A 22,027-nucleotide genomic window follows, 5' to 3' on the forward strand; every position below is an offset into this window, starting at 1 on the left:
ATTAATCATCATATATATAGGACAATAAATGGATTTATGTGAATTAAATGACTTTTTGTATTAATTTTGCTGATAAAAATCCAACTATCCTATTCTTGAGACGCAGTATATTGCCGCATGGCTAGGTTCACATCTTTAAAAAATCTAAGATAGGCACATATTATTTCCTAGAGATAGGAGTTTGAGATGAAAAAAATTATTGGCGTTTACCGCAACCAAAATATGCATTGGGTTGGCGATGGCTTTCCGGTGAAAAACCTGTTTTCCTATGACCGTCTGGGACAGGCCATTAGCCCGTTTTTGCTGCTGGATTATGCCGCACCTTATCACTTTAGCCCAACGACCCAGCAGCATGGGGTCGGTTCCCATCCGCACCGTGGTTTTGAAACAGTCACTCTGGCCTATAAAGGTGAAGTGACGCATAAAGACTCTGCCGGCGGTGGTGGAACCATTAAAACCGGCGATGTGCAATGGATGACAGCAGGGGCGGGTTTGGTGCATGAAGAGTTTCATTCACCAGAGTTTGCTAAAAGTGGTGGTCTGTTTGAAATGGTACAGCTGTGGGTGAATTTGCCTGCCGCCGACAAAATGACTGCACCTAAATATCAAGCCATTGCCGCACAGGATATTCCTGTGATTGAACTTGAAGATGATGCCGGCTATATCCGGGTGATTGCCGGTCGTTATATAGCGGATCATGCCGAACAGGTCGGTCCGGCGACTACGCATAGTCCGGTCAATGTCTGGGATGGCGAGTTAAAAGCCGAGCATGTTCATCATCTGCATGTGCCTGTTGATCACACTGTACTGGTGGTGGTCTTGGCCGGTGAAATGCAGTTGAATGGTGCCCAGCATGTACAGGACAGCTCGATTGTCATGTTTGCCAAAGATGGTGAAGCGGAGATTCAGCTTGAAGCGCTTCAGGACAGTAAATTTTTGGTGCTCACCGGACAGCCGCTGAATGAGCCGATTCAAGGTTATGGCCCTTTTGTGATGAATAGCAAAGATGAAATCATTCAAGCATTTAATGATTTTAATAGCGGTAAGTTTGGTGAAATACCCGTCACAGCCTAATACTGATCTTTAAATCCCGGCATCAAAAAGAAGAAGCCCCTGAAAATTGAGGGGCTTTTTTGCGAACTGGATTTTTTACTATTGGCCTATTGGCATCTTAGTTGATGATTAAAATGTGAAGATATTATTCATTTATTATGTGGCGTATAATAATGTTATTTCAGTTGACTGTAAAACGTTTGTTATAAAAATGGTTAATATAGATCATTTTTTTTTAAAGGATTTTTATAGTTTATGTTTGAAAAACAATAATTATTTTGTTTAAAAGTTTTTGATTTTTTAATGTATAAATAAGGGTAAATTTCTACTTTGTCTTCATGTTGATGAGTTTTGTTAAAAAGACACATTCTGGAATATTTTAATACCGCCTTTTTCGTATGCTTGGTTCATAATTTCAGTAATCTTATGTGTAACTGACGGATAATAATTTTGGATATTGCAGTTATTGGTAGTGGCATGGCGGGGCTGGCTACCGCAAGAATGCTCAAAGATGCAGGACATAGCATTACAATTTTTGAAGCCTTACCGGGTCGTGGTATGGACAGTCATAGCATAGAATTCGAAGGTGGTCTGATTGATGCTCCCTTGCGTGTCATGAACCCTCATTTGTGGAAAAACACCTTGAGTTTGGCAACTCATCTGGGTATCCAAACTTTTCCTGTCCGTACCTATATGGCATGTAGCTGGTTATTTGAAGACCGCACAGAAACCTGGCTCACCACCTCGCGCAGCCGCATTGGTAATTTTCCGATTATTAATAACCGTAAAGGCCTCCAGCAATACGGTTGGCGACTGGTGAAAGGCATGCTGCAGCTGAAAACAGCGATTGCCAAATTCTTCAAGTCGAAAGATCAAGAGATTACGTTGGCTGAATTTATCAATAGCAATGATATTGAAGAAGTTTTTTGGCATGGTGCAGTGATGCCTGTGTTGTACACTATTTGTACCTGTAATCCTAAAACCATTGGTGAATGGCCAGCAAAACCGCTATTGCTGTTCTTGCGTCAATTAACCAATGGCGATGCGCTGTTACGTTTACAGGGCGGTACACCTGCCTTGGTAGACAAGCTGATTGAAGGCATTGATATTCGCAATGGTTCTGCTATCACTCAAATTAAAGAACAGGACAATGGTGTATTGGTTAAAAATGCTGACGGTGAGGAACGCATTTTTGATCGTGTGATTGTCGCTACACCAACCAATAAGATTGAAAAGTTCCTGGATAATGAACAATTTGCTGATGATATTGCGCTATTGAAGAAATTCAAGTTTGAGCAAGGTCAGCTAGTGATTCATACTGATCAAACCGTGATGCCGCCAAAACGTAAAGATTGGGCAGTACTCAGTTATATGATGGACCGTAAATTTACCCGTCAACAATTTACCGTGTGGCTGAATTCGGTCGAACCAAGTCTGGTGGGTAAAACACCAGTATTCCAGACCTGGCAGCCAGTGACCGAGATTGATCCTAAAAAAATCATTTCCAGTGTGACACTTACCCGTGCCGTAGTGGATTCACAGACCGTAGCTTTAAACAAAGAGTTACAACAACGTCATAAAGATCTCAATCGTAAAGTCTTTTATTGTGGTTCATGGTCGTGTGAAGGTTTGCCTATTCTAGAGTCTGCTGTCACTTCAGCGATGCATATTGCCGAAATTTTCAAAGCCCCATTGCCGTTTGTGGGATTAAATCCTAAAGTTGAGGTTGCTCCCCAACTCGGCTACTAATATGAAATGGCTCCAAGCGATTCGTCAGCAGTTTCCACAGCATAAATATGCGATTAATGCGAAACAGCTGGGAGATGATGCTGCACTTGCTTGGAGTAATTTGGGCTATTGGGATGCTGCAACAGCTTCCTATCCTCAGGCTTGTCGCCAGTTGGCCGATCAATTGGCACAAGCTGTTGCTTTAAGCTCAAATGACCGCTTGCTGGATTTGGGCTGCGGGCAGGGAGCAAGTCTGATGTATTGGCAACAGCACTATCAGGTTCGGCATATAGAAGCAGTAGAATTACAAGCTAATTGCGTACGCCAAATTCAGACCCATTTTCCGCACATTGCTGCGATTTATCAGCACTCTTTTTTAAATTTAAAACAGCTTCCGTTTACTCAGGGCATTGATGTGGTGCTGTGTATTGATGCGGCTTATCACTCCAATTTAAATTCATTCCTCGATTCGATCAGCAGCGTTTTAAATTCAAAAGGCAGATTGGGTTTTCATGATTTAATTTTGTCTGAAAAATGGCACACGTTAAATGCACTTCAAAAGCAGAAGTACCAGTGGCTATTAAAGTTGGCTGATGTAAAGCTGGATAACCTGCTGACGGCAGCAGCATGTAAACAGACTTTAGAGATGTATGGTTTTAGCGAGATCGACATCCGGGATTTATCTGAACCGGTGCTGCATGGCTTTTCTCAATATTTTCAGCAATTGCCAAAGCAAGGCATCGGACTGGATACCTTTAAAATTCGCATGACTGCAAAGCTCTGTCAGCAGCTTTATCTGGATGGGTTGGTCAATTATGTGCAGATCAGTGCGAAAAAATCATAACGCGTAGAAACAGCTCAATTTGATTATTGTTTTAGAAAGTAGAAGCCTAAAAACAACAAAGCCTCACTAAAAAGCGAGGCTAAGTATAAAATGGTGCCGGCACACGGATTCGAACTGTGGACCTACTGATTACAAGTCAGTTGCTCTACCAACTGAGCTATGCCGGCAACGTGCAGAGAATAATAGCGAATTTTATTGAAAACGCAAGCCAAAAAATGACCGATTGAAAGCGATGACCTGATTTTGAGACGTTAATTTTTCCAGGCCATCTGGTCAATTAAATAAATGCTTTTCAATTTAGAAAATTATTTACTCCTTAAAATGTGATCCAGATCTTGAGCACATTCTTCCAAGGTGAGAGCCATATCAATTTGCATTTGCGGTTTCAGTTCGTTGGCGAGCTTTCGCCATTGTTCAATAAGTCGAATTGCCTTTTGAATTTTATGTTTATTAATATCCTTCGCAAGTGTTGGAGTATAACCGCCACGTTTAGCATTCTTGATTTGTTTGACATAATTATTGCTGGTATTCATATTCACTCCCGAATAGCAGTTTTCTATGTGTTCAATGTGCTTTTTTTCGTTCGATTCAAGGCTCTGTTATATGATTGTTATCATGGAAATATTGCATTTATATGATCATATTTCAATAGTTTTTTTAGCCCCAGAACTCTAAAGAAGAATGTGCAGTAATTGTGCCATTTATACCGTATGTTAATGAAAGATCGGCCTTTGAAGGTTTTTGGTAACTAATGTGAAGTGGCGGACATGAGGGGCATGGCAGATCAATTATCTAGAAAATTCACAGTTACAATGATGGAAATTGAAACACAGCTGTAGTTGGATGATGGGATTTAAGGCGTAGATTAACGATGTGGTAGAACAAGTCATTCAGGGTAATGCATAGGATACACATGAACATGACTGAATCAGATAATCAACAGCCAGACCAGCAAAAACAACCCGTTCCAGTCATTCAACAGCCTGATCAGCAGAAACATCCCAATCCACCCAATCCCCAGCCGGATCAACCTAATCAGCATATTGACGCAGGCAACCCACAAAAGAAACCTCATGAGCAACCTGAAAACCCATTGCGACAACAGAAATAGCAAGTATGTCGATCTAGGTGTTTGTCTGAGGGAATGGTCAGCAGAGTAGAGGAGGTGAATAAGATGCTAACCAAACAGGTCAAAATGATTGGTGTTGTGGTGGTGCTGATCATTATCGTGATTGCTGGATGGATGTATTATCAGTCCATGAAAACTCCAGCATTTGGTGGTTTTCAGGAGGGTACCGAACAATATTATGGTTATCGCTATGCACATGATCACTTAAAGTCTGTAGACCAATGTGATGATGATAAAGATGATCCATCCATGAATTTCAATGAACAGTTTTTTGAAGGTTGTAAAAAATATTTTGAAGAGAAATAAAAAATCTGTTTTTTTAACAAGGTTTCATTATGAATTTGAAGCCAAATTGTTTTTATGCACTGCTTTGGATTGCAGTTCTTGAAAATTTGGCGAAAGAGGGAATCATATTTTTCACTCAAGATATTGATAATAAATAAATAAATTTTATATTTTTTTGATCGATCCCCCAATCATCCCCCGCAACTCTATTTTATAGAAAATTGGCAAAAATTATTCAGTAGGTTTCTTGGTAAAAAAACTATTCGGTAGGTTTCATGGATATACACAGTTTTTAAATCAGTTAGAAAAGATTGCTATCTTCTTAAGTATATATTTTACTAATTGCTTTGTTCGCTTTGCTCACAATTATTAGCAGACTGTAAAAAAATAAATTTGTCCATATGCTTTAGAAGCTAACAGGCGATTTAAAACCATAAACTTGCTGCATTGGCGTATCAACACCGTCTGTTAAGATGTTTGCAGCCTTAGAGTGATATGATTGTTTCCAATTTTGATGAAAGTGCCTTCAGGGTATCTGGAATAATTTTTTTTAAGCTATCTTTACTAATTTTGTGGTGCTCGGCAATACCATCGTAAGAGCAAAAAATGCTTTCAATTTTTTCCGTGGCGGTATTTTGGGGGATAGTACTAATTTTGAAATCATCACGGGTTTGAACTAACTCTCGTAACTTTTCCATGAGATGAGACAGATTGAAATCATTCTTTCTATTAATCCAGTTAGGCATGTCTTGAATAGCATCAAAATTAACTGTTTCTTTTACCCAGTTTGGAATTTCTACCTCTGTATTATCAATGATTGCTTTTAAATAATTAAAGCGTTGATATCGTAATGGATCGCCTTCCAAAATTTTACGTTTAAAAATTTGGTCATAATAAATTAAGCTGATAAGAGCCGTTAGAATAGTATCAGGTCTTTTTAGGTATGATGATGCATTCACAACTACATCAATTTGAGTTTGTAAATGATATATTTTTTTAAATTGATCTTCATTAATAGGCATTGAGGTATTAAAGCCTTTTCGTTGGCGATCGACTTTTCTGGCATTCAAATGATGTAAGAAGTCACTTATGAGTGATGGTAAATTGTTTGGGTCTTCATCTAAGTGAATATTTAAATTTAGGTACTCTGGCGAGGTTGCTTGTAGGTCATAAGATGAAGCATCAATAAAAGATTTGTTGTATGCAGGTAACGGTGAGTCGTATTTAAATAAGCTACATAAGGTTTGTTGGGCATCTTCATATGTTGGATGATTATCCTCGATTATTTCATTGTTAAATTTTTTATAGTGAAGCAAAATTTTTAAATAATCTAAAAAAAGTTCTTCAACGTCCCAGTTAGGGAAAAGATTAGGTAAGTAATAATTATTTTTTTTTAAATAAACAGGTAAAAAATCAGATAGTAAAAATTGGTCATCAGTTAGTTGTTTGTACTCATGGATTTGTTCCCAGAAAAAATTATAAGAATCGTCAAAAATTTTCTTTACCTCATAGTGTTGTAATAGATCATGAATTAAGTATTCATCTGCTAAATAAAGCCCATGAGTTTGACAGTACCCTAAGATATGATTGAGTAATTTCCGATCAATAATAATTTTTTCAACATTTCTCCTTATATTTTCTGCAGAAAGATTGGTCTTTTCTTGATATTTGATTGTGAGCTGTTCAATTAATCTCATATATATTTGTATTTTGACTTGTTTTATATACTCGTAGAGATGAGGAAAATCCGCCTGAAATTCTTTAGCTTGTCTAGCTTGATTGACTAGTTTTTGCATAACAGGGTGGGCAATTCGATATATGACATGGTCAAAGACTACGGTTTTACTCATTTGATTACACTACTTAACAATTCGGAAACTTGTTTTTCTGAAGTTTCTGGCGATTTTACTGCACATTTACATTCAAAGACATCCACACATGTTTTAAATCGGAGTAAACAATGCAGACTACAGAAATCAAAACAAATCAGATCCTTCGCCTCAAGCAAGTACTTGAGTTATGCGGTATAGGTCGATCAACCATCTACGAGAAAATCAACCCCAAATCGAACCGTTATGATGCTTCATTTCCTCGACCTATAAAGCTGAGTTTATCGGCTATTGGTTGGTTCGAGCAGGACATTATTGACTGGTTAAATTCCAGAAAAAGTTGATGCGATCAGCGCGATAACTTGACACACCCAAAACTAACCTATTACCACGATTACACCGTAAGTCCCGTGTTTCTATACTATGGGTTTATGGTGTGATCTGCATTCGGCTATTTGTGTAACTTATACGATTAATATGTTAGATATTAATCATAACTAATTAAATTATATAGATATTTAATATGACAAGTAGGCACGAGCTTGAATGTGATGCATTACTGATGAGTCCATTATCATGAATCAATCACCCTATGTTATGAGTAATAACCATATCAATACTTTACCCAGTGAGTACTTAACACTAGTACCTGAACCATTTCTCAATCCAACTACTGAAATAGTTGACACTGATCCAGCAGATCGATCAATTCAGATTACAGCAACACCAGAACAGCAATTGTCATTGCTCAATCCGATGTATGATGAATGTTTAAAAGCAACAGATGATCAGCATACAAGTTCGTTGGTTTTGGATTATTTAACAGAATTCGATGAAGAATATGAGCATTATGTGATTCGAAAAAATCCTGAAGCTGAGAAAATATTTGCTCGGATAGCGTTAGTTAAAAGAATAATAGAGAAGCAACTGGTACAGGCTTATAAAGAATTACATCCAAACAATATTCTCCGAAAAGCTGGGAATAATTATGGCGTAGTTGATAAGACCCTAATTGCATTACTAAAGAATGTGATTGGACAAGGCTTTGGGCCACTAGAAAAATACGATTGTGAGCATAATAAAATTGTTGTGCAGGCCTTTAATGAAATTCTAGGCCAATGTGATCATAGAGATTTGCATTCATTTTTTAACTCTCCAAATGATCTTTTTGCTGTGAAAAGTTCAGATGGAACACAGATATTTATTATCTTTGCTGAATTGATGAATCAAGTTATTGAGCGTGTGTATCAGCTCACTCAAGAACAAGCATTTAAGTATCAGCAAAAGAAACGTAGTGATCGTTCACGATATCAGCAAAAAATGGCGATGAAATGTGTAGATGCAGTACTTGCTAACCATTCAAGAATCGTGGTTATACGTGTCGATTTTCGCTATGGGAAAATACAAGATCCGAGCCTTGCCCAAGTTAAAGAAGATTTACGTACATGCCTTCGTTATATAAAGCGTACCCAAAATTTGCATGTATTGGGGTACATCTGGAAATTAGAGTTTGCTGAAAAAACAGGTTATCACTACCACTGTTTTTTCTTTCTGGATGGTCGTGAGCATTCACAGGATATTAAGTTGGCACAGCAGATTGGTGAAATTTGGAAAAAAGTGGTTGGTAGTGAGGGTGCTTATCATAACTGCAATCTTGATGCGCATAATGGAAAATATGCAGAGATTGGTATTGGTACACTACAGCGTAATGATCAAGACAAATATCGAATTCTAATTGAAACCATTCGATATATTACTAAAAGAGATCAGTTTATTGTACATAAGCGAGTGATGGAAGATGAGGAAAAAGAACGGCAATTAAGCAGTAAAAAAGCCTATTTTACTCGTGTATTTGGTACAAATGTCGCTGACGATTTTTCTAAAAAAATGGGTAGACCTGTCGTGAATGCTAAGCAGGAGGGCGTATAAAATGACACATTATGCTGCAATTCCTCAAGCCCAAGCTATACAGCAGGCACCGGTACTTCCGTTCATGTTGGATACCCAAGCAAATTTTAATTTTGCTAAAAATGTAAAAAGTGCCAGCCGAATTGAAAAGGGTCAGATATTGGTAAGGGATAAACGTGCGCCAAAGTGTTTGGATCATGAGTATCTAGCTTTCTTAGGTTTCTTGCCGTGGCTACATCATCATCGTATAACTTTAGCTGCATTTCAATTAAATCCTTATTGGAATGAGATATGTGATTCGGTAGGATTTTCTCATTACAGTAATTTAAATTACTGTCTGGTAAATGCTGATGCTATTCATGACCAATTTAAATGTAAATTTCTGAAACGACGTATTGCACTGGAGTATTCGACTTTTATTGAACCAATTTCAGAAAGTATAAAAACTCAAAAGGCAGTGTTTAAACGTTGTTTGGATAAACATAAGCAGATGAACTGCATATTTGTGGATTTACCCTGCATCTTTGTACATCCAGCACAAGTTTTATCAATTTCTGATTATGAATTAAAGTTGATAAAAATGGCTCGTAAATGGTTGGAGCGTTTACATCAATCAACTGAATTGGCGAGCAAGCTTTATGATGTCGACTGGCGCATTGTTAAGTCCCTGAATGGAATTTATTCTGTGCAAGCATTAATTTATGTCATTGGTAATGAACTTAAATATTCAGATTTTATTGTGGGTGAATGGAAAGGAGCATGTTTAGCAAACGGATATACCAATGAAGTTCAACATCAGCCTTTAGATGTGCATTGTTATTTTGCCTATAATGACATGCGTAGTTTTTGGCGAAAGCAGATTGAACTTTTCAATGAGCCGCTGAAGATTTATCGGTATGAAAGTAAAAGTATTTCATATCGATGGAAGACCTATACCGGTAACATTTAAATAATTTTGGTCGAGATTCTTAGTGCATCTCGACCAAGTATTTTTATAGAAAATTGATATCAAAGCTTGAATTTTGAGCACATTCAGTAAATTTCTTTAAGTAGGACTCAATGTTTGTACCTTTGTCAAAAATGATTGCAACATATTCATTTAATAAAATATGTGATGCATTTTCTCTCGTTATTGGTTGATCGGTTCTTAAGTGAGAAGAGTGTAAATGATCGCGGCCATGATAAATTGCGCTGATGAATTGTAATTGTACAGCAGGTGTAAAAAGGTTTAAAAAATAAGTTATCTCTTGTGTAGACCGAGGCAGGGTTTGGAAATAATGATTGATTGCAATAGATAAATTTGCCATATCAAGTTTTTTCGTTGAGTTAAAATAATATTTGAATTATACCTAAAACTAAATAAAAACAAATACATATTAACAGTGTGAGAAGCATGCTTGATCCCATCATGTGCATGCATAACCCGTATGTATCTTTGGCCTGCTTTCCCCAACAGGCCTTTTTATTTCTAGGAGCAGTCATATGTCTCTGCTGCGATGCCCTTACTGTCAATCCAATGACATCAGTGTGATCGAATCACCACGACATTTACCCAGTACGCAAACCTCTACCTCACAAACGGCATCCCTAATGTCCCCGGCAGCGTTGGCTGCTTTAGGCGTCAGTGTGTCGAAAACTCTGAATATTCCACCGATTGCTGGAGCACTGGCAGGTGTAGTGATCGGCGGAATCTGGATGTTGCTGGTGGATGATGAACCGCAATCACAACCCAGACCGCATATCGTCTATCGAACTGAATACTACTGTAACGACTGTGATCGTAGCTTTAGCCCGAATATGCGCAACTGATTAACCGCAATATCCATTACCCCAGTACATTCAAATTCTTACAGGAAATCAACTATGGCACATCAACTTGAACAAATGGCCTATGTCGGTGATACCCCTTGGCATGGACTCGGTAATCAACTGACCCCAAATCAACCGATTGAAATCTGGGCGCAACAAGCCGGTATGGACTGGCGTATCGAATCTTCCGATGTCAGCTACATGGCACAGAATGAACGTGGGCAAAGCATCATCCTGCCCTATGAAGAACAACGGGTACTGTATCGTTCCGATACTCATGCCCCTTTATCCGTGGTTAGTCAGCGTTATCAGGAAGTTCAGCCGAAAGAGATTCTGGAGTTTTATCGGGATCTCACCGAGCAATCCGGCTTTGAACTGGAAACAGCTGGAGTACTGAAAGGCGGCAAGAAATTCTGGGCTCTGGCACGTACCGGACAAAGTACAGCACTGAAAGGCAAGGATGTCAGTAATGGTTACATCTTATTGGCAACTGCCTGTGATGGCACCCTGGCAACCACAGCACAGTTCACCAGTATCCGTGTGGTATGTAACAACACGCTGGCGATTGCCTTACGTGGACAGAGCAGTAGTGCAGGTGTGGTCAAAGTCCCGCACAGTACTAAATTCGATGCGGAAAAAGTCAAACAGCAACTCGGCATTTCCGTGCGTGCATGGGATGAACACATGTATGAAATGAAACAGCTCAGTCAGCGCAAAGTGACCCAAGGTGAAGCCACTGCATTCTTCGGTGCCGTGTTTAACAATACCACGATGTCCGTACAGGATCAGGAAGAAAATATTATTCAGTTCTACCGTAACGTGGCCAGTCAGAATCAAGCTAGCAATAAAACTGAACCGAATGGACGAGCCATGAATAAAGTCATGGACATGTTTAATGGTCAGGGACGCGGTGCAGAACTGTCTTCAGCCAAAGGCACCGCTTATGGTTTGCTCTGTGCCATGACCGAGTTTGCCGATCATGAACGTCGCGCCATGAGTACGGATCACCGTCTGGACTCTGCATGGTTTGGTGCAGGAGCTGGTCTAAAGCAACGTGGACTGGAGCAGGCCTTACGTTTGGTTGCATGAAGACCTCTTATCCCATAACCCTTTTAATCACCGCAACCCGAACAACCAGACCACTCTATTAAAGCTACATCCTGCGGGGTGTGGCTTTTTTATGCCCAAAAATCAGCATTCAACTTATCTGGAGATTTACCATGAATAGCCTAGCAACATCAGCCAGCCCATCTCAGCCATCAACTTTTCCAGTACAACCGCCATTAGCATCAGGATCTCAGCCGACTAAACCACTGCGTTCTAATACGGCGAAACGTCTGGCAAACACCAAAGAACTGAATTATCAGCAATGGCTGGAAGTGCGCAAGCAGGGCATTGGTAGTAGCGATGCTGCCGCTGCCTGTGGTCTCAACCCGTATATGTCGATGCTGGAACTGTGGATGATAAAGACCGGTCGAGTACAGCAAAACATTCAAGACGAAAGCACAGGACATGCACCTTTATATTGGGGTACGCACCTTGAACCTTTAGTTGCTGAATACTACAGCATGCAGACTAACAACAAAGTCAGACGAGTCAATGCGGTATTGCAGCATCCCGATCTAGACAAGGCCTTTATGCTGGCCAATCTGGATTATGCCGTGATCGGCAGTGATGAAGTGCAGATACTGGAATGTAAAACCGCAGGGGAATATGGTGCCAAGCTGTGGCGTGATGGCGTTCCTTTATATGTGCTCTGTCAGGTACAGCATCAGTTGGCGGTGACCGGAAAACAGGCTGCGCATATCTGTGTCTTGCTCTGTGGACAGGAAACCAAGATCTTCAAGGTTAGCCGTAATGAACAGTTGATTGAACAGATCATCCATGCAGAACGTACATTTTGGGCGTGTGTCGAAAATGACATCCCACCAGCCGTAGATGCTAGTGAATCAGCCGCTCAAGCCTTGCAACAACTTTATCCTGAACAGACCCCACTGAGCGTAACTGATCTGAGCCAGCTGGAGTCAGCCAATCAGTTATTCGATCAATTGATTGAGGAGAAAAATCAGATTGAGCAACACCAGCAAAACTTTGATGAACTGAAACACCAGATTCAGGCTTTGATGAAGGATGCTGAACGTGCAACCTTCGCGACAGGTTCAGTGATCTGGAAGAAAGCCAAGGATAGTGTCAGTCTGGACAGTAAAGCTTTGTTGAAACTGCATCCGGAATTTCTGGAGCAGTTCCCCATGACCAGAGCTGGAACACGGCGTTTCCAGATTTATGCTGATGCTCGTTAGCCTAAGCTAAGAAAAGTAGTTTCAGATAACTCATCATACAGTTCCTCTGATCGTAGCTATTGCAAAGATCCTGTGCCTTCGTGCATGGGATTTTTTATGCCTCTTCACTCAAAACATTGCTATATCCATTAATAGAAGGAAAACAACATGATTAAAGGTCTCGCTATTACACCACCAGTTTTAGGCCGGATCAGCATTGGCCGTGTCATTGAAAAGAATGGCAAACGCCTACCAGAAAAGGATGACCAGTTCACCATCACCAGCCAGATCCAGAACAAGGAAGGCTGGGTGAAACATCCACTTGATGAACAGTTACGTCAACAGGCAGCGAATCAGAAACTGCGCAGCATTCCAGTCCGTATGATCTTTAACGATCCTGAACTGAGTCTTCGGGCTGAATATACCTTGTTTGACCGTCAGACCGGACGCCCGATTTGTGTCGGTAATGGGCAGATTTGTCAGCGTATCACCTCACAAGGGGTAGAGCAGCATCCCTGTCCATCCCCAGATTTATGTCCATTGGCACAAGGCGGACATTGCAAGCCTTATGGTCGTTTGCATGTCAATCTGGATGAGTCCGATGAGTTTGGTACTTTCATCTTCAGAACCACAGGTTTTAACAGTATCCGAACCTTGGCTGCACGCCTAGCTTATTACCATGCTGCATCAGGGGATTTACTGTCTTGTTTACCATTACAATTGATCTTGCGCGGGAAAAGCACCACACAAAGTTACCGCCAGCCGGTGTACTATGTAGATCTGACTTTGCGTGATGGGATTAGCCTGAATGATGCGATTGCTCAAGCCAGACAGATTGATGCAGAAAGCAAACAGGCTGGGTTTTATCAGGAGGCACTGGATCATGTGGCAAGACTGGGTTTTGCCAATGCCAGATTTGAGGTGAATAGTGAGGATGTGGTGGATGAGTTTTATTCTGAAACGGCTACAGGTCAACATCCTGAACAGCCAGCTGACAATGTGGATTTTGTACAGAAGATTCAAACGGGCTTGAGGCAAAGTGTTCAATCAGTGAATTAGCGAGAATTTGAAGGTAAATTGGACAATTTACCTTCAATTGTATTGGGATAAGGAAAATTAGAGTATTAATATAAGCTTTGTTTAAGATTCCTATACTCTTGCTCTAAATATTTATCAACTGCGTCTATATCTAAATTGCCTTCATTAAATGTGGCATGTACTTCTTTTAAAGCCAGCATTGAGAACCTAGTCCACCCAATAAGATTGGTTCTTAATAAAAATTGGATTGGTTCACCTGCTGATTTAAGTGCAGCATCCATTCCATCCATAACACACAAAGTACCATGTGAAACCAATAACATACGCCTTAATTCAGGTACATTAGCATTAGGAATGCAATCTAACCATGCTTTGCTGTGATAAATTTTTTGTTTAAATGACCACATAAATCTGGTCAGCAGTTCAGTAATTAAGACCGGAATTGCCATAGCCATACCATGGCGGAAATCATAGCCTGCTTCAAAAACCTTTACAGCTAAAGTCGCAAAACTTTGTCTATGTTGTCCGAAACTTCCGAAGTCTGCAAATTGCAGTAATGAATAAAAAGGGATTGGAATTCCTGACCCACGTGTAGCTGCTCCAGAAGATCCAGCTACATCAGAGAATAGATGGCCTAACCAATTTATAAATCCACAATATATTTTACTGATTAAATCTGTACCCTGGAGTTCAAAAGTCTTCGTATTGATTCTGACCAGTTTTGATGATTCACCAATTTTCACACCCTCATCATTGATGACGTCAAAAATGCCAACAAATGTAGCGGTATTCTGGAATTGGTCTAATAACGAAAAGAATAAACCACAGAGGTCTGGTGAGTGTGCCAGATTTTTAATATGGTGATTTTTTGTGCTCATTTTGAAAAAATGTTCAACATCAGCACCATATCGTTGATCGTAATTGACTTTAAAATTTGTCTCTAAAAAACCTATAGCACTAGCTGTAGTGTCTTTTCCTGCTTTCGCACCTTTCCAGCCATTCATTTTTGCGAATAATTGTACAGCCTTATTCGTAGCATCATCTGTTAAATTCCCCAAATGGCTTTGGCCTGGAATACCAACAAATAAAATATCTATTAGTCCTCCAATAAATCCACAGGTACCAGCGATCATGTAATCATACTGATCACATTGAGCATTTTTAATAGAAAATTCTTCTTTGATCCTTTTTTGTAATGCTATTTTTTGTGAGGCTGACATTAAATCTTTAAAAGGATCTTCCGAGATAATGATATTTGACTGTTTTTGGAATGCTCTAAGTGATTTTTGATATTCATCCCATTCTAGATCCTTAGAAAATTCGAAAGTGTCTAGCATGCTCAAGGGACTGTATTTAGGAGCGGATGGACTTGGGTTTTCCAATTCATGTAATGAATTGGTATCTTCATCTACGACAAAGAAAACGTCTTCATTAGTAGTTAAGGTGATTTCTAAAAAATCATTTTCTAGATTCTCTAGCAAATTGGTTGATTCTAAAATTAGCTGATCAGTTTCTGAGAGCATCTGTGCTAAATCAATATTTAATTGATTTGCCATACTATCCACCTGCCCAAGCTTGGCTTGAGCAGATGATAGTTGATGATCTTGCATGATCAGGCTATATGCTTGTTCATTCAAAAGATCTTTTTTACTCATGAAAATAAACCAGATAATGCTTGTTTTGTTTTTCCTGCAAGAACATCGCTGACATTAAAATATCCTATTGCTTCAAATGCTTTTGCTAGTTGAGCAAACTCTCCTCTTTTTGAAGTATCGATAACCCACTTCTTAACAACCTCTGTATCAGTATTTTTTTCTTCAATCGATTCTTTTTCAATATAAAAACCACGGATGAAGTCATAGAATTTTTTCTTCGTTGGTTCTGAAGTCAAAGCTTCTAATTTTGACAAATCTAAAATAGCTGGACATTTAAGTTTATTAGAGGCACCTTCAGCATTGTGCACTTTACCATTTAAAATATCTGCCGCGCCTGAAACACCTTTCAGCATTGCAATTTGTTGTAACAATTTACCATTTATGATTTTTAGAGCACTTTGATTTTCAGTTAATTTTGTAGTTTCCTCTATGGTGGTATTTAATTTACTCGTAATGTAATTGATATCACCAAGAATCGTTGAAATGGTATCTTGTGTTTGTTTAATCACTTCATTCAACATCAATTGCTTACGTTTATAATTACTTAGCTCGTCAGATCCAGTAATTTTTTTAACCCCTGCATATGTACCAACACCTATAAGAATAGCTACCCCTATACCTGTCGCCATACTTGATAAGCCTAAAATTCCTCCCATCCCTAGCATTGCCAAACCAGATGTCATACCTGCGGCAGACATACCAATCACTGAACCTGATAAATATACTGCTGCAAGTGGTGTTCCCACAGCGGCAGCCTTAGCTGACAGCTCTTTAAATGCTGCGGTCATTTTATCGTCTGTGAAGTCGTCTTCTAAGAGTTTATAGTCTGTTTCTAAAGCTAAGACTACGATGTCTAAGTCACTGTCTTTTATGTTTAAGAGGTTTCTATTTTTATTTAGAAAATCAAATTTTTCCAGATCTCGGCTTTGTGTTGAAAAATAAATATTAATCAGATCCTTGGCTAGAGAAATATGGACCGTATGCAATTGTCCATCCATAACATTTTTACTTAACTCATCGAATAAAATGCTTGTACCCTGCAATAGTTCAGGAGCAAACATATATGATCGAATTTCAAATCTGGTTTCTTGTTTGAGGCCTAGACGATTCATTAAAAGAAATATTTCAGCCATTTCTTTTTTATCAATGACTTGATCATTTTCGTAGGCCATATTAATTATAATTTTAAGATAGGCTAGCTTTAACTTTTCGTCCATTTCCTCTAAAGGAACAACTTGTCGTTGCTCTGTATATTCATCAAATTCTTTAGAGACATGTTTAAGAATTTTTTCCAACTCCACTAAATTACAAGACGATGCAATATATTCGAGTTGAATTTTTTCACTTTCAGTTACTATCGTTGCTGTTTCTGCTTTTGATTTTTCAAAATTTACACTCACATCAGTGATAATTTCATATTTGATATGGTGAGGATCATTATAAGCAGGTTTGAAAATAACCTTTTCACCAGTAAACATTAAGCCATCTGCGCCACTTCCCAGTAATGTTGTGTCTAATAAAGCAATAATATTTTCCGGATTACCTTCATATTTAAACGATTTGATTGCCTTATTTAATTTTTTTTCTGGAATATTTGGAGCGATATAAATACATTTTTCACTGAGTTTCTGCAGTTCTTCACGTAAGTAAACGTTAATATTGGACATGTTAATCTCTTAGTTGTTAGTAAGTTGGTTTGGTTTTTTAAATTTATATTGATCATAATCTCTATATATTTCAAATATAACAAGAGCTGAAGAGATAATTTAAAAAATATAGCGACATTCTTTGACGCAGAAAAAATATCCTTCCTTCTGGAAGAAATAAGTTGGCATCCCAATTTTGTATTTTTGTTATAGAGTAGTTAGTGGTTTATGACATTTTTTCCATAAGTGTCTTGTAATCTCATTGATTTCAAAAGACATATCATGTCGTTTCAAACTGAATGCTATCATTAATAACTTATTGGTTCTGCTAAGATCAGTGTATTGAAAAAGTAAATAATATTTTTGCATCAATTGAAATGATGCAATATTTTAATTGACAGGGTCGCTTGTCATGATTTATATTTTTCTGCATCAAAAGCAATGAAGCAAATAAAAGTGCAACTGCAATTAAAGGATATTACCGAGATCAATGCGGGTTATTCATTTCGTGGGAAGATTCCCGAAGTGGAAGGTTCAAGCATCGTTGTTGTACAAATGAAAGATGTTTCCGTGGTCAATGGTATTGATTGGTCACACTGCATTGGTACTGAGCTGACTGGTAAAAAAGCACCTGACTGGCTACAGGCAACTGACATTCTAGTGGCTGCACGTGGTAATCACTATTATGCGGTTCAGGTTGGTGAAAGTGCATGGGTTGAACAGCAGCAAGCCGTTGCTGCACCGCATTTTTTTGTGGTGCGTATTATTCGACAGGATGTGTTGCCAGAATATTTGACATGGCTGCTAAACCAGAATCCTTGTCAGAAGTTTCTTGAGCAAAATTCTGAAGGTTCGATGGCCAAAAGCATACGGCGCAGTGTACTGGAAGCTACCCCGATAGCAGTTCCACCTTTGGCCAAACAACAGGCGATTATCGGCATCGCTAAAGCATTCAAGCAAGAACAGCAACTGGTTGAGCAACTGCTACGAAATGGCGAGCAGTTAATGACAACTATTGCCACAGATTTATTAAGTCAAAAGATAAAGCATTAAAAAGGAAAAACCGTGAGTTCTCAAATCAATCAAGATACCGTCAATAAAGCCCTCTGGTCGGCATGTGATGTGTTCCGTGGCACGATCAGTGCAGATACATATAAAGACTTCATTTTGACCATGCTGTTTTTAAAGTACATTTCAGATGTATGGCAAGACCACTACGATAATTATAAAAAAGAATATGGTGATGAGCCTGAGCTGATTGAAGAAATGATGAAAAATGAGCGTTTTGTTTTACCTGCTCAGTCGAACTTCTATAGCTTATATGAGCATCGTTATGAAGCGGGTAACGGAGAGCGTATTGATCAGGCATTACATGCACTTGAAGAAGCCAACGGGACAAAGCTCAAAGATGCAGGGAAAAGTGTATTCCAAGATATTTCTTTTAATACCGATAAGTTAGGCGAAGAAAAACAGAAAAATACTATTCTCAAAGATTTGCTAGAAGTGTTTGCAGTTGCTGACTTAGACCTAAAACCAAGTCGTGTAGGTTCTTTAGATGTGATTGGGAACGGCTATGAATTTTTGATTAAAAACTTTGCAGCCAGTGGCGGACAAAAAGCAGGTGAGTTTTATACACCACCTGAAGTATCAGATTTGATGGCAGAGTTACTTGATCCACAACAGGGCGACACCATTTGCGATCCCGCTTGTGGTTCAGGTTCACTTTTGATGAAGTGTGGTCGTAAAGTCGTTGCGAATCATAACAGCAAGCAATATGCCTTATATGGTCAAGAGGCCATTGGTTCAACTTGGTCACTCGCCAAAATGAACATGTTCCTGCATGGTGAAGATAACCACAAAATCGAGTGGGGCGATACCATTCGTAATCCAAAGTTACTCGATAAAAATGGCGACCTGATGCTGTTTGATATTGTGACGGCTAACCCACCATTTTCATTGGATAAATGGGGACATGATGAAGCTGAGCACGACAAATTTGGACGTTTCCGTCGTGGCTTACCGCCAAAAACCAAAGGTGATTATGCATTTATTTTACACATGATCGAAACGCTAAAACCGAAAACGGGTCGTATGGGGGTTGTGGTTCCACACGGCGTATTGTTCCGTGGTTCGTCAGAAGGCAAGATTCGTCAGCAGTTGATTGAGGAAAACTTGCTTGATGCTGTGATTGGTTTACCTGAAAAGCTGTTTTATGGTACAGGCATTCCAGCTGCAATTTTGATCTTTAAAAAGCAAAAGACTGACCGTTCCGTACTGTTTATTGATGCCAGTCGTGAGTGTAAAGCAGGTAAAAATCAAAATTTATTGACTGAAGACAACATTGCCAAAGTGGTTGAAACGTATCGTACTCGTGCCAATGTCGATAAATATGCTTACCTTGCGACTTTGGAAGAAATTCAGGAAAACGACTATAACCTGAACATTCCACGTTATGTCGATACCTTTGAGGAAGAAGAAGAGATTGACTTGATGGCGGTACGTGCTGAGCGTGAGCAACTGAAATTGCAATTGACCGAGTTAGAGCAACAAATGTCAGTGTATCTCAAGGAGTTGGGTTATGAGTCTTGAACCCATTTCTGACGATGCGTTGTTTGATCAGGTCAGTGAGCTGATTCAACAGGCTCGGCAACAAGTCCAACGTAGTGTCAACACGGCTATGGTATCGACCTATTGGCATATCGGACAGCGCATTGTGCAACATGAGCAATTAGGACAGAGCCGTGCAGCCTATGGCAAACAACTTTTAGGTCAATTGTCTGGAAAACTGACACAGGTTTATGGCAAAGGTTTCGATGAGCGTAATTTACGCAATATGCGAGCATTTTATTTGGCATTTGCAAATTGGAACGCAGTGCGTTCCGAATTAAGTTGGACGCATTACCGTGTCTTACTTCGGGTGGAAAACCCTCAAGCACGTGATTGGTATATGAACGAAGCCGCTACGCTGCATTGGAGTAGTCGAGCTTTAGAGCGTCAGATTGGCGTGTTGTATTACGAGCGATTATTGTCGAGTAAAGATCGGTCTGTGGTTGAGCATGAAGCCCAGCAACAGGTTGCACCATTAGCCGATGATGTAAAAGATTATTTACGTGATCCGTATATTCTGGATTTTCTAAATTTGGACGGACAGACCTATTTAGAAAATGATCTCGAAAATAGCATTATCAATAATTTACAGCGTTTTTTGTTGGAATTGGGCAAGGGTTTTGCCTTTGTCGAACGCCAACAGCGTATTCGCACGGAAGATCAGGATTTTTATATTGATCTGGTGTTTTATAACTTTAAGCTGAAATGTTTTTTGTTGATTGATTTGAAAATTGGCAAGCTGACCCATCAAGATGTGGGGCAGATGGACAGTTATATCCGAATTTATGACCAACATAAAAAAGAGCCTAACGACAACCCAACCATTGGTTTGATTCTTTGCAGTCAGAAAAGTGAAGCGGTGGTGAAGTATTCAGTTCTGACCGAAAGCGAGCAGATGTTTGCTGCAAAGTACTTACCGTATTTGCCGACTGAAACTGAACTAAAACGAGAGCTAGAACGTGAGCGTGCCTTAATTCAGCAGCAGCTTGGTGGGGAGCATATAGATGAATAATGCAGTCATAGAAATGGTGAAGTATTTAGGGGAGTGGGGTTATGGTGCCTAAGGGTTGGAAAAAAGGACTATTTAATGAAGGTATTGAACTTATTTCTGGACAGCATGTAGAAGCGGAGCTAGTAAATATATACGGTCTTGGCAAACCTTATCTTACTGGTCCAGCAGATTTTCCTAATGGGAAAATTATCATTACTAAATTCACTACTGAAGGAAAAAAATTTAGTCAAAAAGGTGATTTGTTAATAACTGTTAAAGGTTCTGGAACAGGGAAAGTTATTGAGTCTAATAATGAATATGCAATTAGTCGTCAATTAATGGCTATAAGACCGACAAATTTTGATGCAAAATTCATTTACTATAATATTACCGCTAGTCTTTCTAGCTATGAAAGTGCGGCGGCTGGATTAATTCCAGGTATTTCACGAGATGATGTTTTACATACGCCATTGCTTATCCCACCACTCCCTGAACAAAAGAAAATCGCTCAAATCCTTTCGACTTGGGATCAAGCGATTACAGCGACTGAACAGCTACTTGCCAACAGTCAGCAGCAGAAAAAAGCCTTGATGCAGCAGTTACTGACGGGTAAAAAGCGGTTGTTGGATGATTATGGCGTGGCGTTTAGTGGGGAGTGGATGTATCCAAGAGCAAATGAATTGTTTAAAACCATTTCCAAGAAAAACAATTCAGATGATGAAGAGTTATTGGCGGTCACTCAAGATCGAGGGGTTTTGCCTCGTTCATTATTAGAACGTCGTGTGGTTATGCCAGATAGCAGTACTAAAGGTTATAAGTTGGTTGTACCGGGAAATTTCATCATTAGTCTTCGTTCTTTCCAAGGTGGCTTAGAATATTCAGAATATAGAGGATTAGTGAGCCCCGCATATACGGTACTTGAACCTATTAAGGAAATCTGTGACAACTTTTATAAGCAATATTACAAATCATACAATTTTATAGGTCATTTAGCAGTAGCAGTCATCGGTATAAGGGATGGTAAACAGATTAGTTACGATGATTTTTCATTCTTGAAGCTTCCATATCCATGTATCGAGGAACAGCAAAAAATCGCTGCTGCTCTCTCTACAGTTGATCAAGAAATTGAAACCTTACAGAAAAAACTTGATTGTCTAAAGCAAGAGAAAAAAGCCCTGATGCAACAACTTTTGACGGGTAAACGACGAGTGAAGGTGGACGTTTGA

Annotated in this window: 21 protein-coding genes and 1 tRNA gene; 16 read left to right on the plus strand and 6 right to left on the minus strand. The window is 39.2% G+C overall.

The window, feature by feature from the left end; translation table 11 throughout:
- Positions 1–186: 186 nt before the first annotated feature.
- From FB6_RS00755 to FB6_RS00765, 3 genes are all read left to right on the plus strand, one after another.
- The gene (locus FB6_RS00755) at positions 187–1,074 is read left to right on the plus strand and encodes a pirin family protein (RefSeq protein ID WP_174558171.1); all 888 of its coding nucleotides are present in this window, start codon (positions 187–189) and stop codon (positions 1,072–1,074) included.
- A 429-nt stretch (positions 1,075–1,503) separates the two neighbouring features.
- Positions 1,504–2,802 (plus strand): FAD-dependent oxidoreductase, encoded by a 1,299-nt coding sequence (locus FB6_RS00760; RefSeq protein WP_217427313.1) that lies wholly within the window; start codon positions 1,504–1,506, stop codon positions 2,800–2,802.
- A gap of 1 nt (position 2,803) precedes the next feature.
- Positions 2,804–3,625 carry an SAM-dependent methyltransferase gene (locus FB6_RS00765; RefSeq protein ID WP_174558172.1) on the plus strand — a complete coding sequence of 274 codons (822 nt, stop codon included), beginning with the start codon at positions 2,804–2,806 and terminating at the stop codon, positions 3,623–3,625.
- A 91-nt stretch (positions 3,626–3,716) separates the two neighbouring features.
- On the opposite strand, the gene FB6_RS00770 is transcribed toward FB6_RS00765, so the two are convergent.
- Positions 3,717–3,792, minus strand: a tRNA-Thr gene (locus FB6_RS00770).
- A gap of 138 nt (positions 3,793–3,930) precedes the next feature.
- Positions 3,931–4,158 carry a hypothetical protein gene (locus tag FB6_RS00775; RefSeq protein ID WP_174558173.1) on the minus strand — a complete coding sequence of 76 codons (228 nt, stop codon included), beginning with the start codon at positions 4,156–4,158 and terminating at the stop codon, positions 3,931–3,933.
- Positions 4,159–4,544: 386 nt separating this feature from the next.
- On the opposite strand from FB6_RS00775, the gene FB6_RS00780 reads away from it, so the two are divergent.
- On the plus strand, positions 4,545–4,736 hold the full coding sequence (locus FB6_RS00780) for a hypothetical protein (protein ID WP_174558174.1): 192 nt from the start codon (positions 4,545–4,547) through the stop codon (positions 4,734–4,736).
- A 63-nt stretch (positions 4,737–4,799) separates the two neighbouring features.
- Entirely contained in the window at positions 4,800–5,060 is a 261-nt protein-coding gene (locus FB6_RS00785) for a hypothetical protein (protein ID WP_174558175.1), read from the plus strand.
- 464 nt (positions 5,061–5,524) lie between these two features.
- On the opposite strand, the gene FB6_RS00790 is transcribed toward FB6_RS00785, so the two are convergent.
- Positions 5,525–6,889: a hypothetical protein gene (locus FB6_RS00790; RefSeq protein WP_174558176.1), complete on the minus strand. Its 1,365-nt coding sequence runs from the start codon at positions 6,887–6,889 to the stop codon at positions 5,525–5,527.
- A 110-nt stretch (positions 6,890–6,999) separates the two neighbouring features.
- Between FB6_RS00790 and FB6_RS00795 the strand changes: the two genes are divergently transcribed.
- The 3 genes from FB6_RS00795 to FB6_RS00805 all read left to right on the plus strand — a co-directional run bounded on the left by FB6_RS00795 (position 7,000) and on the right by FB6_RS00805 (position 9,725).
- Complete coding sequence (locus FB6_RS00795) at positions 7,000–7,212, plus strand: helix-turn-helix transcriptional regulator (RefSeq protein WP_174558177.1); 213 nt, start codon at positions 7,000–7,002, stop codon at positions 7,210–7,212.
- 232 nt (positions 7,213–7,444) lie between these two features.
- Positions 7,445–8,797 carry a YagK/YfjJ domain-containing protein gene (locus FB6_RS00800; RefSeq protein WP_174558178.1) on the plus strand — a complete coding sequence of 451 codons (1,353 nt, stop codon included), beginning with the start codon at positions 7,445–7,447 and terminating at the stop codon, positions 8,795–8,797.
- A 1-nt stretch (position 8,798) separates the two neighbouring features.
- Positions 8,799–9,725 carry a hypothetical protein gene (locus FB6_RS00805; RefSeq protein ID WP_174558179.1) on the plus strand — a complete coding sequence of 309 codons (927 nt, stop codon included), beginning with the start codon at positions 8,799–8,801 and terminating at the stop codon, positions 9,723–9,725.
- A gap of 43 nt (positions 9,726–9,768) precedes the next feature.
- Here FB6_RS00805 and FB6_RS00810 read toward each other — a convergent pair whose 3' ends face one another.
- Positions 9,769–10,083, minus strand: a complete 315-nt coding sequence (locus FB6_RS00810) for a hypothetical protein (protein ID WP_174558180.1) — start codon at positions 10,081–10,083, stop codon at positions 9,769–9,771.
- A gap of 175 nt (positions 10,084–10,258) precedes the next feature.
- On the opposite strand from FB6_RS00810, the gene FB6_RS00815 reads away from it, so the two are divergent.
- The 4 genes from FB6_RS00815 (at position 10,259) to FB6_RS00830 (ending at position 13,923) form a co-directional block, all read left to right on the plus strand.
- Positions 10,259–10,585 (plus strand): hypothetical protein, encoded by a 327-nt coding sequence (locus tag FB6_RS00815; protein ID WP_174558181.1) that lies wholly within the window; start codon positions 10,259–10,261, stop codon positions 10,583–10,585.
- Positions 10,586–10,639: 54 nt separating this feature from the next.
- A complete protein-coding gene (locus tag FB6_RS00820; RefSeq protein ID WP_174558182.1) occupies positions 10,640–11,674 on the plus strand; it encodes a DUF932 domain-containing protein in 1,035 nt (344 codons plus the stop codon).
- A gap of 131 nt (positions 11,675–11,805) precedes the next feature.
- Complete coding sequence (locus tag FB6_RS00825) at positions 11,806–12,885, plus strand: YqaJ viral recombinase family protein (RefSeq protein WP_174558183.1); 1,080 nt, start codon at positions 11,806–11,808, stop codon at positions 12,883–12,885.
- Between the two features lie 147 nt (positions 12,886–13,032).
- Entirely contained in the window at positions 13,033–13,923 is an 891-nt protein-coding gene (locus tag FB6_RS00830; RefSeq protein ID WP_174558184.1) for a recombination directionality factor, read from the plus strand.
- Positions 13,924–13,988: 65 nt separating this feature from the next.
- Here the strand turns inward: FB6_RS00830 and FB6_RS00835 are convergent, their stop codons facing one another.
- The gene (locus FB6_RS00835) at positions 13,989–15,557 is read right to left on the minus strand and encodes a hypothetical protein (protein ID WP_174558185.1); all 1,569 of its coding nucleotides are present in this window, start codon (positions 15,555–15,557) and stop codon (positions 13,989–13,991) included.
- Positions 15,554–17,224 (minus strand): hypothetical protein, encoded by a 1,671-nt coding sequence (locus tag FB6_RS00840; protein ID WP_174558186.1) that lies wholly within the window; start codon positions 17,222–17,224, stop codon positions 15,554–15,556. Before FB6_RS00840 ends, FB6_RS00835 begins: the two co-directional genes overlap by 4 nt.
- Before the next feature lie 420 nt (positions 17,225–17,644).
- On the opposite strand from FB6_RS00840, the gene FB6_RS00845 reads away from it, so the two are divergent.
- The 4 genes from FB6_RS00845 to FB6_RS00860 are packed head-to-tail and all read left to right on the plus strand — an operon-like array spanning position 17,645 to position 22,027.
- Positions 17,645–18,256, plus strand: a complete 612-nt coding sequence (locus FB6_RS00845; RefSeq protein WP_254592174.1) for a restriction endonuclease subunit S — start codon at positions 17,645–17,647, stop codon at positions 18,254–18,256.
- Positions 18,257–18,268: 12 nt separating this feature from the next.
- The gene (locus tag FB6_RS00850) at positions 18,269–19,792 is read left to right on the plus strand and encodes a type I restriction-modification system subunit M (protein ID WP_174558187.1); all 1,524 of its coding nucleotides are present in this window, start codon (positions 18,269–18,271) and stop codon (positions 19,790–19,792) included.
- Positions 19,782–20,822, plus strand: a complete 1,041-nt coding sequence (locus FB6_RS00855; RefSeq protein ID WP_174558188.1) for a PDDEXK nuclease domain-containing protein — start codon at positions 19,782–19,784, stop codon at positions 20,820–20,822. Before FB6_RS00850 ends, FB6_RS00855 begins: the two co-directional genes overlap by 11 nt.
- Before the next feature lie 41 nt (positions 20,823–20,863).
- Positions 20,864–22,027, plus strand: a complete 1,164-nt coding sequence (locus tag FB6_RS00860; RefSeq protein WP_174558189.1) for a restriction endonuclease subunit S — start codon at positions 20,864–20,866, stop codon at positions 22,025–22,027.

The organism is Acinetobacter bouvetii, from assembly GCF_902753875.1.
Lineage (GTDB): Bacteria > Pseudomonadota > Gammaproteobacteria > Pseudomonadales > Moraxellaceae > Acinetobacter > Acinetobacter bouvetii_A.